The organism is Roseobacter sp. HKCCA0434, assembly GCF_032464675.1.
GTDB lineage: Bacteria > Pseudomonadota > Alphaproteobacteria > Rhodobacterales > Rhodobacteraceae > Pontivivens.
In genome coordinates, this window is record NZ_JAWDKL010000020.1 from 67,269 (window position 1) to 80,605 (window position 13,337).

Annotated in this window: 10 protein-coding genes; 3 read left to right on the forward strand and 7 right to left on the reverse strand. The window is 68.9% G+C overall.

Annotated elements, in window-relative coordinates:
• Window positions 1-218 precede the first annotated feature (218 nt).
• The 5 genes from RX333_RS12820 to RX333_RS12840 all read right to left on the reverse strand — a co-directional run bounded on the left by RX333_RS12820 (window position 219) and on the right by RX333_RS12840 (window position 7,550).
• Window positions 219-3,662, reverse strand: coding sequence for a Hint domain-containing protein (locus tag RX333_RS12820; protein ID WP_316015344.1), 3,444 nt, complete (start codon window positions 3,660-3,662; stop codon window positions 219-221).
• 214 nt (window positions 3,663-3,876) lie between these two features.
• Window positions 3,877-4,599 carry a hypothetical protein gene (locus RX333_RS12825; protein WP_316015345.1) on the reverse strand — a complete coding sequence of 241 codons (723 nt, stop codon included), beginning with the start codon at window positions 4,597-4,599 and terminating at the stop codon, window positions 3,877-3,879.
• 51 nt (window positions 4,600-4,650) lie between these two features.
• Complete coding sequence (locus tag RX333_RS12830; protein ID WP_316015346.1) at window positions 4,651-4,905, reverse strand: hypothetical protein; 255 nt, start codon at window positions 4,903-4,905, stop codon at window positions 4,651-4,653.
• A 189-nt stretch (window positions 4,906-5,094) separates the two neighbouring features.
• A complete protein-coding gene (locus tag RX333_RS12835; RefSeq protein ID WP_316015347.1) occupies window positions 5,095-6,126 on the reverse strand; it encodes a ParB/RepB/Spo0J family partition protein in 1,032 nt (343 codons plus the stop codon).
• Window positions 6,126-7,550 (reverse strand): AAA family ATPase, encoded by a 1,425-nt coding sequence (locus tag RX333_RS12840; RefSeq protein WP_316015348.1) that lies wholly within the window; start codon window positions 7,548-7,550, stop codon window positions 6,126-6,128. Before RX333_RS12840 ends, RX333_RS12835 begins: the two co-directional genes overlap by 1 nt.
• A 502-nt stretch (window positions 7,551-8,052) precedes the next feature.
• Between RX333_RS12840 and RX333_RS12845 the strand changes: the two genes are divergently transcribed.
• Together RX333_RS12845 and RX333_RS12850 are read left to right on the forward strand one after the other, a co-directional pair.
• Complete coding sequence (locus tag RX333_RS12845) at window positions 8,053-9,144, forward strand: replication initiator protein A (protein ID WP_316015353.1); 1,092 nt, start codon at window positions 8,053-8,055, stop codon at window positions 9,142-9,144.
• A 148-nt stretch (window positions 9,145-9,292) separates the two neighbouring features.
• On the forward strand, window positions 9,293-9,622 hold the full coding sequence (locus RX333_RS12850) for a hypothetical protein (RefSeq protein WP_316015349.1): 330 nt from the start codon (window positions 9,293-9,295) through the stop codon (window positions 9,620-9,622).
• A 58-nt stretch (window positions 9,623-9,680) separates the two neighbouring features.
• Here RX333_RS12850 and RX333_RS12855 read toward each other — a convergent pair whose 3' ends face one another.
• Window positions 9,681-11,144, reverse strand: coding sequence for a mannose-1-phosphate guanylyltransferase/mannose-6-phosphate isomerase (locus tag RX333_RS12855; RefSeq protein WP_316015350.1), 1,464 nt, complete (start codon window positions 11,142-11,144; stop codon window positions 9,681-9,683).
• A gap of 481 nt (window positions 11,145-11,625) precedes the next feature.
• On the opposite strand from RX333_RS12855, the gene galE reads away from it, so the two are divergent.
• Window positions 11,626-12,612 (forward strand): UDP-glucose 4-epimerase GalE, encoded by a 987-nt coding sequence (gene galE / locus RX333_RS12860; RefSeq protein WP_316015351.1) that lies wholly within the window; start codon window positions 11,626-11,628, stop codon window positions 12,610-12,612.
• Window positions 12,613-12,664: 52 nt separating this feature from the next.
• On the opposite strand, the gene RX333_RS12865 is transcribed toward galE, so the two are convergent.
• The coding region (locus RX333_RS12865) for a calcium-binding protein (RefSeq protein ID WP_410056078.1) at window positions 12,665-13,337 on the reverse strand (673 nt) is incomplete at its 5' end.

A 13,337-nucleotide genomic window follows, 5' to 3' on the forward strand; every position in this document is an offset into this window, starting at 1 on the left:
GCGCCAGATCCGTCCCAGCCGTCCTCCGCGTGCAAATTTTCCTGCGCCCGCTCGAACAGGTCTTCGAAGCGTGCATCTTTCGCGTAAATGCAGCTCTTGATGGGACATATCCCTTATCCTTTCTTTTCATAAGGATAAGGGATTTTCCGCAACCCAGTTTAGGATGCACCATTACATGAAAATATATATGTAATCTTCATTATGTATAGAGTCACTCATCAGCCCGCCGCGCGCAGCCAGCGCGCCTCGGTCGCGGCGAGCAGGCGGTGCGCGGGGGCGACACGTTCGAGATCGGGGAAGATCGCCGCGATCTCGGCGCAAGCCTCGGCGCTCAGCGCCTTCATCGCCTCCGATGCGGGCAGCAGCGTCTCCGCCCACAGGCCGTCGGCGCGGATCACCTCGTGCCCCTCGCACATCACGTGCAGGTAGCTGACCGCGCGCGGGGTGCTGCGCAGCACCCGCACCCCGTCCACCAGCGCCACTGCCGGGGCCAGCGCCTCGCCCGCGCCGGTGGCCAGCGCCAGCCGCGCGCCGTTCACCAGGATGCGGTGCTGGGGCGAGACCATCATGTCCCGGCCCGGCAGGCCCGGCCCGAACGCATCGCGCCGGATCAGGATCGGCGCGAGCTTCGGCTGCGCCGTAACCTCCGCCAGGCTCAGGTCGCGCCGCCCGGTCCAGACCAGCGGGCGGATGCCGTGATCGCGGGTGATGACCAGATCGCCCGCCGCCAGATCCTCCACCGCACGCGGCCCCAGCGGGGTCGAGATCCGCGTGCCGGGCGTGAAGCAGATCACGTTTGTATTGTCGAAGGTCAGGTCGTCCGGTGCGACGCCCGTCAGCCGCAGCCCGCCCGCGAAGTCGAGCACCCCGTCCGCCGCATCGTCGCGCAGCGCCGAGATCGCCTGCGTGAAATCCGTGCCGTTCGCATCGTTATAGGTGGCGAGCGTGTCGGGATTGTAGAAATCCGACAGGTCGACGAAGTCGTTGTTGGCCTGGTTGCCGTCGCGGATGTTCTGGCCGGTGGCCGTGTTGAAATCGGTGATGAGATCGGGCGAGCCGTCGGCGATGAAGGTGTCGAACCCCTCGCCGCCGGTCAGCGTGTCGGTGCCGAACCCGCCGTCGAGCGTGTCGTTGCCCGCCCCGCCCGAGATCGTGTCGTCGCCCTTGCCCGCGGTGGAGGAGACGAGCCCGGCCGAGAACAGGTCCTGCTTGGCGATGCCGGGACCCTGCACGTTGACGCCCAGGATCTCCTGGCCCGCGCGCTCGAAGAACTCGACCCGGAAGCGGTAGCTGCCCGGCGGCAGGTCGATCGTGCCGGAGCGTTCCTGGTCGGCATGCAGCCCGTCATTGTTGACGACCTCCCGCTCCACCCCGGTCTCGTCGGTGATCCACAGCTTCGAGCCGTCGTCGGAATTGGTGAAGAAGGTGTAGCTGCCGCCCGTGCCGATCGTGATCTCGCCGGTGAAGCGGACGCCGAAATCGGACGGATCGCCCCCGCTGACGGAGGTGGCGTATTGCGCGGCCAGCGCGTCCACGTCGAAATTCGACACGGTGCCGGTCGCGGTCGCCCCCGTCTCGGGGATGTTGTCGACGCTGCCCGCGAAATTGCCGTTGTAGAACTCGAAGCAGACGGCAGGCTGCGTGTCGTCGCCCAGCAGCAGGTCGTCGCCCTCGCCACCCTCGATGCTGTCCGAACCCTCGCCGCCGCGGATCGTGTCGTTGCCGGTGCCGCCCTGGATGGTATCCGCCCCGGCATTGCCGTCGATGACATCCGCATCCGCGCCGCCGTCGATGCTGTCATTGCCCGCGCCGCCCTGGATCGTGTCGAGCCCCGCACCGCCCAGGATCGTGTCGGCCCCGTCGCCGCCCGCGATGCTGTCATTGCCGGTGCCGCCGTCGATGCTGTCATTGCCGGTATTGCCCAGCAGCGTGTCGTTGCCCGCCCCGCCCAGGATGGTGTCGTTGTCCGCGCCGCCATCGACGCTGTCATTGTCGGCGCCCGCGTCGATGCTGTCATTGCCCGCCCCGCCCAGGATGGTGTCGTTGCCGGTGCCGCCCAGGATCGTGTCGTTATCCGCGCCGCCATCGATGCTGTCATTGCCGATGCCGCCATCGATGCTGTCCGCCCCGGTGCCGCCCAGGATGGTGTCGTTGCCCTCCTGGCCGAGGATCGTGTCGTTGCCCGCCCCGCCGTCGATGCTGTCGGCGCCGCCCGCGCCGGTGGCGACGGGGGTGAAGTAGATGTCGGAGATCGTGACGATCTGGTTGCCGACCTGCAGGTTGTCGTAGTCGATCTCGATCCGCGCGACCGGCCCGCCCACGGTGACGAGGATCGAGCCCTGCGGGTCGACCGGGTCGCTGCCCTGGTTGCCGGTCGCCTGGTCTACGCCGGTATATCCATCCCCGGCCCGGTCGCTCAGCGCGGGGCCCGCCGTGCCGCCGGCGCCGGAGGTGAGCGTCGCCGCGATCCGGGTGCCGCTGGCGTCATAGGCGCGGATGATGATGCGGTCGATGAACCCGGCCGCATCGGCGGTGTTGCGGTCGATATCGTTGACGCGGAACTGGACGTTGGTGACCGAGCCCGAATAGTTCCCGTCGGTCGAGGAGAACCGCACCGTCAGCGTCGAGGTGTCGTTGTCGGGATCCCCCGATGCCCGCGTCCCGTCGAGCGCACCCGAGGAGTTGGCATTGACCGCGCCGGTTCCGCCGGTGTCGATGCCCGTCACGTTCTGCGTGCGGCTGTCGAAATCGACGAAATTGCCCGAGGTCTGCTCGTCATAGTCGAGCGAGACGAGGATGCCGCCGGTATCCTGCGTGACGAAGCCGGTCTGGTCCGCCGTGGCCAGGATGTCGCCATCGTCGATGCCGTCCGCGCCGCCATTGTTCGGGTCGGCGATCTGGGACCACTTGAAGGACAGGCGCGGCGTCGCGGTGCCGTCGCCCTCGATCAGGTCGTTGCCCTCGCCCCCGGTGATGGTGTCGGTGCCCGCCCCGCCATAGAGCGTGTCCGCCGCGTTCCCGCCCGAGATCGTGTCGTTGCCGATGCCGCCCCAGATCGTGTCGGACCCGTCGCCGCCCGACAGGCTGTCGTTGCCCGCATCCCCCGCGATCCGGTCGTTGCCCCCCTGCCCCGACAGGCTGTCATTGCCCGCCCCGCCGAAGATCGTGTCGGCCTGGTTCGAGCCGGTGACCGTATCGTTGCCGGACCCGGTATTGACCGTGCGCGGCCCCGCCGCATCCAGAACGACCGTGTCGGCACCCTGCGCGGGCAGGTTGGAATAGTTGAAGCCCCCCGTCGTGACGTTGCTGGCCGTCCAGGTCGACCCGGCGGTGAAGGCCCCCGTGCCCGAGGTCGGGACGAAGAAGGCGTAGTTGACCCCGCCCGACTCGTAGATGCTGTAGGCCCCGCGCAGCGACACGCCGTTCGCGGTGATGGTGGCCAGCCCCGCCTGGTTCTCGTTCGCAAAGGTGCCGTTGCCCGCCGAACTGCCCGAGATCGTGACCGACTGGTCTCCGTCGATATTGCTGCTTCCACCGCCGGTGGAGGTGAAGACGTTGTCCGTCGCCCCGTCGGTGATCGCGACGGTCACGCCCGCGCTCTGAATCTGACCGGTGTTCAGGTTCAGCACATAGGCATTACGGTAGGTATAGGTACTCGGCATCCGCGTCCCGATCTTCGCGTCACATCATGGCCCTGCCGCCGGATATATGGCTCCGGATCCGCGCTCAGCCTGCGGCAAAATGGTTTACAATCCGCTTGCAGCAACGAGGCCGAGGACGATCGGGTTTCACGGCCCCGCGCAGACCCCGCGAGGCTGTTGCAAAACCGCACCGTTTCGAAGCTGAACCGGACCCGCCGGAGGGGTTTGCGCGGGCTCAGTCGCCGCGCAGCTCCGCGGCCACATCCGGGTATCCCAACCTCTCGGCCAGCGCCAGAAACCGGTCGCGCAGGTCGCAGGGCAGCCGGTCGAGATCCTCCGCGCCGAAGCCCGAGCGCTTGAGATGCGGACGCGAATTGCGCTCGATCCCCGCGTCCCTGTCGATGGGCACGCCCGCGAACCCGGCCAGGGCCGGGTCGTCCTCGGGCCGGTCGACGCGGAAGACCAGCGCGGGCGCGCGCGCCAGGATCAGCTCGTACCACCCGGTATAGGAGCGGACGGCGTTCTCGACCGGGGCCGCCGCGGCCTCCGCCACGGTTTCGGGCAGCCCGCCCGCCGCCTGTCCCTCCCCCTGCCCCTCGCCTTGTGCGGCCAGGATGCGCGCGCGAAAGCGCAGCGAGCGCTTCTTGCCGTTCTCCGCCACGATGGAGGGGATCGCCCCGACGGGCGAGCGGACGATGCACAGCCGCCGGGAATAGGCGTCGAGCGGCCCCAGCGCCTCGCCCCAGGGCACGCGCCGCCGCCCGGTCACCGCCATCCACGACACCATGCCGTCGGCGCCGCGCCGTTCATGCCCGATATCGAGCCCGCCCGCGTTCAGAAGGTTCGCCGCGAACCCCGTGCCGCAGCGCGGATGGCCCAGCCCCACGATGTAGCGGGCCGGATCGACCGTCTCGTTCATGCCCTGCTCCTCCTGCCAGGCCGGGGGAAGGGTATCCATCCTCGTCCCCCGCAGGTTTCGCGCGCGAAACCGTCTTCAATATTCCAGGCTTCAGGGAGTATGCCCGACGCTTTCGTGGATCTTCCGGTCGGTCGCGAATTCGGTCTCGGTATTCTCCCGCAGCCCGGCCAGCCGCGCCCGCCGCAAGATGCGAAAGGTCGGCGCGTTGAAGCAGGTCCGTAGAAAGCTCATGCCCCGCTGCCAGAACGGCAGGTCGCGCAGATAGGACCGCACTGTCTCGTCATGCAGCATCCCGTGAGCCAGGCCCGGATCGGAAAACGGACCCGGAAACGGCAGGCTCGCCACCGGTCGCCCCAGCTTTCTGTTGTCATAGAAGAGCCAGGCCGCACGACCCACCAGAAGAACGACCCATCGACCGGCTCCCCGGCCTCACCGAAGATGCGCAGCGGCAGGAACCAGCTGCCTGCCGGGCGCCTTTGATCACCAACAGCGGGGGTCCCTGGTGTCCATTCCCCCTCACCCTTCCTTTTGGCCTTATTCCCGGCCTTTCAGGATCCGCGCGACCGCCTCGGCCAGCGCCAGCTTCTGCTCCGCATCCAGAGACCGGCCCGCCAGCCGGATCGCGTCGCCGCCCCTGGCGGAGGAGATCTCCAGCCGCACGCCCGGCGCCACATCGCGGGTCCAGGGGCGTTGAATGTCGCGCGACGGGGTCTCCCCCCGTTTCATCCGGCCCGCCAGCGCCGCCTCCAGCGCCGCGTTCTGGCCGGCCGCATCCTCGAACATCCCGGTCTCCAGCGCCTGCGACAGCCGCCTGCCCCGCCCCTCGCGGATCGCCGCCGACAGGCGCAGGCCCAGCCGCTCGCCCACCGCCTGAGGCCACAAGAGGTTCTCGCCCAGCTCCTCGACCACAGGCACGAAGCTGCGGATCTTCGAGCGGCGCGCCTTCGACCCCGCGGCGTAGAGCGCGTCGACCGCCGCCTCGACGCTGTCGAACACGCCCGCATCCACCGCCATCAGCGCGACGCGCGCGCGCTCGTAATGGCTGATATCCTCGCGGATCTCGTTCTCCTCGACCATCGCCACGTAAGCTTCGCTCAAGGTCTCGGGCCGCCGGACGAAGGCGCGCACGGTGGAAAACCGCGCGTCCTCGGGGTGCTCCCGCGCCAGCTCCTCGATCGCGCGCAGCCGCCGCCAGCCGGAGATCAGCCCGAACGGGCAGCCGAAATTCTCCTCCGTAGGCTCGATCGCCATGACCTCGATCGGCACGCGCTGGCCGTGTTCGCGGATCGAGGCCTTCAGTGCATCCATCCCCTCGGGCGAGGACATCAGCCGGTCGCGCCGCAGATGCACCACGTTGATGCGGGCCGTCGGGATGGCATGGACCAGCCGCCCGGCCTCGTCCGCCATGGCGAGCGCGCGCTCGCCGCCCCCCGCACTCTCGCCCGCCACCCGCGCGATGGGCGGCATCGCGCCGGGGCGCGGCATGGATTTCGTCTCCAGCCCCTCGGGGACCGCCTCGCGCCCGCGCGCCAGTTCCGCCGGGTCCAGTCTCCTGCGCTTGGCCATCAGCCCGCCTCCCCTGCCCGCCTGTCATCCTCTTGCGCCATCTCGTCATTGCCTTTTTTGAGCGCGACTTCGTCACGACGCCACGCCCCGATCAGCATCTTCTTGAACATCGCATAGGTCTGATCGAAGGTCTCGCGCCCGCGCACATAGGTGTCGCGGTTGAAGTCGCGGTAATCGGCCTCGTAGATGCCGTTCACCTGCTCGCCCGCCTGTCCGATCAGCGCGGTGTAGTCCTGGCGGTAGGGCGTCATCATGCCGCCCATCCAGCCCTGGATCAGCGTCGCCATCTCCGCCTGCTGGCTTGCGTCGTAGCGGGTGATCAGCGCCGCCGCCGCGTCCCATTCGAATTTCAGCTCCGGCGTGCCGAGCGCGCGGGCCGCCGCGTTCTCCCCCTCCTCGATGCTCGAAAAGGTCGCGTGCAGCATGTCGAAGAAGCGGCCGGTCGAGTCGAATTCCAGGAAGCTCGCCCCCAGCGGCACCAGCAGGATATCCGCGGCGGCGAGGCCATTGATCGTGAGGTACCCCAAGGCGGGTGGCGTATCGAGGATCACCACGTCGTACTGATCCAGCACCCCGTCCGCCTCCAGCCGGTTGCTGAGCGCCTCCCACAGCTTCCAGCCGCGCGCGGTGGTGCGCCAGACGGGGATCTGGAACTCCGCCCAGTAGAGGTTCAGCTGCGCGCCGATGATGTCGATATTGGGCCAGTGGGTCTTCGCGATCACGTCGCGTGCGGTCAGCTTCAGCGCGTCGCCCAGCGTCTCGTCGAAGGGCAGCGGGTTGTCGCCGCGCGCCATGCGCGCCCGGTTCTCGGCCTGCAGGCTCTCCGCGTAGTCGCGCGCGATCAGCGGGAACACGGTCTGCCACTCGTCCTCGACCTCGGCCCCGAAGATCGAGCTCATCGAGCCCTGGCTGTCGAGATCGACCACCAGCACGCGGTAGCCGTCGAGCGCGGCGCTCATCGCCAGATGCGTAGCCGTCGCCGTCTTCGACACGCCGCCCTTGAAATTGGCGACCGCCACGATTTTCGCGGGCTGCCCCTCGGGCCGCCAGGGGCGGTACTCCTTGGCCTTCGATCCTTCGGTCGCGAAATGCTCGCGCAAGGCCAGCACCTCGTCGAGCGTGAACCACTTGGCCCCGGCCTCCGTCTCGCTGACGCCCTGCGGCAGGTCGGGGTTCGCGCGCAGCACCCGGCGGAAATGGGCAGGGGCGACGGGGATCAGGTAGCGGGTGATCTCCCAGGTCGAGAACCGCCGCAGCCGTTTCGAGCCGTCGGGCGCGTGACCCCGTCGTGCGAGATCCGCCCGGCCTTCCGCCACGCGCGCCGCGACGCTTGCGAAATCCTCGACATCCACCGGGGGCGGCAGCGCGGATTCGGCCGCATCGGGATCGATGTTGAAATAGGGGGGAAGCGCCTGTTCGGACATGGGATACCTGCCTGCCGGGACGTGGAGCCCGCTCGGTCGGGCCTCTCATGTATCGTCTTTCCAGCATCATACGCGAAATCGCGATACATGCACGAAAAATCGATACATTCAAAAAAACGCCAATATTCTCAAGCCTTTGCGCAAGGGTCAGTCTGGGCACAAATGGACGGGTCGGCAAGCGGATCCTGTTATGGATGTGTTATTTATTGTGTTAAGGGCCCTCACCTCTCGATCAACCCTTTGTCGAAAAACAAAAAAAACGAGTAGGGCGACTCGGGAACCACGAATAGCCGACTCCGGACCCCCGAAGCGGCGATTCCAGACCTCCGAACGCCTCCGCCGCTTTTTCGGACGTCGCCCGCCCGCCCGCGTGATATGAAACCACGATAGGCAAGGGATCCCGTCAGAGGGTCCGATCGAGGCAAGGCAACCGCGACGTATCCCGGCAAGAGGAGGTGCGCGGGCAGGGATGGGGTCCTTCGGACTCTGCGGGCAGGTGGTGATGACCAGTAGGGTTGCTGGCGACGAGGCGGTGCAGCTGGCACCGGGCGGGTTCTTCCTGTGCGACGTGCTGGGCGCGATCCCCAAGGACGACATCGCCACGATGGAGCATCCGGTCTTCTCGCTGTCCACGCGGCCCGACCGGCGGGTGCTCAGATACGCCCATAACGACGTGCGGGTGGAGATCACGCCGAGCGTCAAGGGCCTCGCCACCATCCACGACAAGGACATCCTGATCTACTGCATCAGCCAGCTCGTCGCCGCGCTCAACGCGGGCCGCCCCGTGGCGCGACGGCTGACGCTGACCGCGCACGACCTGATGGTCGCGACCCGGCGTGAGACCTCGGGCGACGGCTATCGCCGCCTCGTCGCCGCCTTCGAGCGTCTGGCAGGCACGCGCATCACCACCAACATCACCACCGGGACCGGCGCGGACGCGCGCGAGGTCACCGAAGGGTTCGGCCTGATCGAGAGCTGGCGCATCGAGCGCGCGAGCCGCACCGGCCGCATGATCTCGGTCAGCGTGACGCTCAGCGAATGGCTGTTCCGGGGCGTGCTGTCGCGCTCGGTCCTGACGCTCAGCCGCGACTATTTCGCCTTGCGCAAACCGCTGGAGCGGCGGGTCTACGAGCTGGCGCGCAAGCATTGCGGCCGGCAGGAGGACTGGCGCGTGAGCCTGGAGGTGCTGGCCCGCAAGTCCGGCTCGGCCTCGGCGCTTCGGGTCTTTCGCAAGATGATCCGCGACCTCGTCGCCGCCGACGCCCTGCCCGACTACACCCTCGCCTTCGAGGCCGACATCCTGACCGTGCGCCCGCGCAAGCTCATCGACGAGGACGGGCGCGACACCGGCACGACGCAGGTTTCGCGCGCGAAACCACGCGCGGCAGACGGCCCGGTGACGGGCGGCCCCTTCCTCGTTCCCGCCACGCTCGACGCCGCCCGCACTCTGATGCCCGGCGCGGACGTGCACGCGCTCGCGGATGACTGGCGGCGGCACTGGCAGGCCACGGGCCGCCCGCGCCTGACCGATCCCGACCGCGCCTTCCTCGGCTTCGTGCGCGGGCGCGCGGCGCGGTCGCGCAGTGGAGACTGACCCCCCTGCCCCGCCGCGATGAGACCCGCAGCCCGGATGGTCCTTTGCAACCTTTTGCAACCTTTCGCCGCAACCGGCGTTGTTGAGGCAGTGACAGACTTGAACGTGACCGGGCCGAAGGGCCTGCTTTTTGTGAAGGATTAGAACCATGAAGACCTTTGTGACCGCATTTGCCGCCACCGCCCTCGCCGCCGGTTTCGCGACCGCCTCCCTCGCCCAGGACAGCGTGGCCGATGGCGAGTTCGAGGGTGAGACCTATACCGGCACCATCGACGCCGACATCCTGCTGGGCAACGATGTCTGGACCGACGAAGGCGACTATCTGGGCAAGATCGTCTCGATCGACGAGGGCGAGGATGGCCTGGCCAACCGCTTCCTCGTGCTCAACGACATCGGCGAGGAACTCGAGGTCGACGTGGCCTCCGCCGTGCAGACCTCGGTCGTGCCGACGACCACGAGCGAAGAGCTCTTCGACTAAGACGCCTTAAATGGCCGATCGAAAACGCCCTGCCGGATCTCTCCGGCGGGGCGTTTTCTCATGCGGGGTCCGCACCCCGCGCGTAGAGATCCTCGTAGCGGGTGATGTCGTCCTCGCCCAGATAGGGGCCGGACTGCACCTCGATCAGGTGCAGCGGCAGCTTGCCGGGATTGGCGAGCCGGTGCACGGCTCCCAAGGGGATGTAGACCGACTGGTTCTCGCCCAGCAGCCGCTCCTCCCCGTCCACCGTGACGGTCGCCGTCCCCTCCACCACCGTCCAGTGTTCCGAGCGGTGCACATGGCTTTGCAGGCTCAGGCAGGCGCCGGGATGCACGCAGATGCGCTTGACCTGGAAACGGGGGCCGCGCGCCAGTGTCTCGTACCAGCCCCAGGGCCGGTGCATGTGCGGGAAGTCGGTGGCCTGCGCGGCCCCGCCCGCGCGCAGCGTCGCGACCACCTCGCCCACGTCCTGCGCGCGGGCCATGTCCGCCACCAGCACCGCATCGCGCATGGCGATCACGGCCAGCCCGTCCAGCCCCAGCCCCACCACCTGCTGGTCGGCATCCTCGGCCCGGATCAGCGTGTCGCGGCAGTCGATGGCGCTGGCGGGCCCTTTCAGCGCGTTGCCCTGCCCGTCCGTCTCCATCCGCTCGGCCACGGCGCGCCAGCCGCCGAGATCCGACCAGCGCCCGGCAAAGGGCACGACGTCGAGATTGCCCGCCCGCTCCATCACCGCGTAGTCGATCGAGATGTCGCGCGCTCCCGACCAGGCCTCGGGGTCGAGCCGCAGGAAGCCCAGATCCGGTTTCGCGCGCGAAACCGCTTCCGTCACCGGCGGGATCAGGTCCGGCGCATGGGCCGCGAAGGCCGCGCGGATCGTGGCGGCGGAGACCAGGAACAGCCCCGCGTTCCACAGGTAGTGCCCCGCCTCCAGCATCGCCCGCGCCGTGTCCGCGTCGGGCTTCTCGACGAAACGGACGAGCGGCTGCACCTCTTGCCCGGCCCCGCCCTGCCCTTCGCCCTGCCCGGACATCTCGTCCAGCTCCAGCCAGCCATAGCCGGTCTCGGGCGCGTCGGGCCGGATGCCGAAGGTGACGATGCGCCCGGCTTCAGCCGCCGCGCGGCCCGCTGCAACCGCGGTGCGAAAGGCCTCTGCATCCGGGATCACGTGGTCCGAGGGGGCCACCAGCAACAGCGCGTCGGGATCCTCCGCGGCGACATGCAAGGCGGCGGCCAGCACCGCGGGGGCGGTGTTGCGGGGCTCGGGCTCGATCAGCACGGCGCCGGGCTCGATGCCTTCCTCCTGCATCTGCTCGGTCACGATGAAGCGGAAATCGGAGGCGGTGACGACCACGGGCGCGCCGAAACCCGGCCCGGACAGCCGCGCGAGGCTGGCCCGGAACAGCGAACGGTCGCCGACCAGCGGGGTGAATTGCTTGGGATAGGACCGGCGCGACAAGGGCCACAGCCGCGTGCCCGATCCGCCGGCGAGGATCAGCGGACGGATCGGGGCGAGGGTCATGGACGGGCTCCGGCGACGGGGATCGGGACGCCGAGCCTAGGCCGAACCGGGCAGGGGGGCAACGCGGGGTTGGGCCCAAGGTTTCGCGCGCGAAACCGGAAAGAGGGAGGAGTGGTTTCGCGCGCGAAACCGGACGCGGACTCAAGGCCGAAGGCCGCCGCGCAACGGTCGTGCTGAAAGCAAGCCTTCGGCGTGCCCCGCCCCCCGGCACGGCGATTTGGCTGATGGAGGCGCTAGGCTCGAAAGGCGTGCGGACTTGGCAGACATAAAGTGCCCCGCCCGACCGTCGGATCGCCGCACCGCGGCCCGACGCTGCACGGCCCGCGTCCGGTACGCCTCGCGTGGCGCGCCCCGGTTTCGCGCGCGAAACCTGGGGCAGGGGCTCCATCCCTTCGCGCCCTTCCGCTATCCGTCCGGGCAGGTTCCCAAGTCCCGGCCCCATGCGCTAAGCCTGCGGGCGAAGGGCAGGGGAGGGACGTCCATGGCCACCATTCTCGTCACCGGCGGGGCCGGCTATATCGGCAGCCATGCGTGCAAGGCGCTCGCCCGCGCGGGCCATGTTCCCGTGATCTATGACGCGCTGATCACCGGGCATGACTGGGCGGTGAAGTTCGGCCCCTTCGAGCGGGGCGATCTGCATGACACGGAGCGGCTCGACGCCGTCTTTGCCCGCTGGCAACCGCAAGCCGTGATGCATTTCGCGGCACTCAGCAACGTGGGCGAGGCGAGTGCGCAGCCAGGGCGCTACTGGCACAACAATCTCGGCGGTTCGATGGCGCTGCTCGACGCGATGGTGCGGGCGGGCTGCGGGCGGCTGGTGTTCTCCTCGACCTGCGCGGTGCATGGCGACCGGGACGGCGAGATGCTCGACGAGGCGAGCGGGATCGCGCCGCTCAACGCCTATGGCGCGTCCAAGGCGGCGGTGGAGGCGATGATCGCCGATTACGGCCGCGCGCACGGGATCGCCTATGTCTCGTTCCGCTATTTCAACGTGGCAGGCGCCGATGCGGATGGCGAGGTGGGCGAGGCGCACGATCCCGAGACGCACCTGATCCCGCTGGCGCTGCAGGCCGCGACCGGGCGGCGCGCGGCGCTGACCCTGCACGGCACCGACTATCCCACGCCCGACGGCACCTGCATCCGCGACTACGTGCATGTCGAGGATCTGGTGGACGCGCATCTGAGGGGGCTCGACCATCTCGCCCGCGGCGGGGCGGAGACGGTGTTCAGCCTGGGCACCGGGCGCGGGTTCTCGGTGCGCGAGGTGATCGGCGCGGTGGAACGGGTGACGGGGCTGGAGGTGCCGGTGATCAAGGGGCCGCGCAGGGCAGGGGACGCGGTCTCGCTGGTCTGCGGATCGGCGCGCGCGACCGAGGTGCTGGGCTGGCGGGCGGAGCGCTCGACGCTGGAGCGGATGATCGGCTCGGCCTTCGCCTGGCACCAGAAAGGCATCGCGCGCGCAACCTGACGGCGCGCGCGCGAAACCCGAGTCGAGGTGGTGAGGTTTCGCGCGCGAAACCTCAGAACAGGATCGAGTCCTCCACGTCCATTTCGAGCGCGTTCAGCACCGTGATGCTGTCGGTGCCGGAGGTGATCACCACGTTGGCGCCGTCCTGCACGGTCGCGGCTTCCATCGCGGCCTGGTCGGCGAAGCCGTAGCCCGAGAGGTCGAGGATGTCGGCCCCGGCGGCGAAGTCGGTGATCGTGTCCGCCCCGTCCCCGCTGGCGAAGACGAAGGTGTCGTTGCCGCCGAAGCCGGTCAGGCTGTCATCGCCCGTGCCGCCGTCGAGCGTATCGTTGCCCAGGGCGCCCTGCATCGTGTCGTCGCCGTCGCCGCCCTGCAGCAGATCGTCCCCCTTGTAACCGTTCATCGTGTCGTTGCCGGCCGTTCCCGACAGGGTATCGTTGTAATTGCTGCCGATGATCTCCTGGCCGGGGACCGGCGCGCCGCCACCGCCACTGGAGGCGACCCCGGCCGCCGTCAACACGTCGGCGCGGGTCGCGTTCAGCACCGTGATGCTGTCGGTGCCGGAGGTGATCACCACGTTGGCGCCGTCCTGCACGGTCGCGGCTTCCATCGCGGCCTGGTCGGCGAAGCCGTAGCCCGAGAGGTCGAGGATGTCGGCCCCGGCGGCGAAGTCGGTGATCGTGTCCGCCCCGTCCCCGCTGGCGAAGACGAAGGTGTCGTTGCCG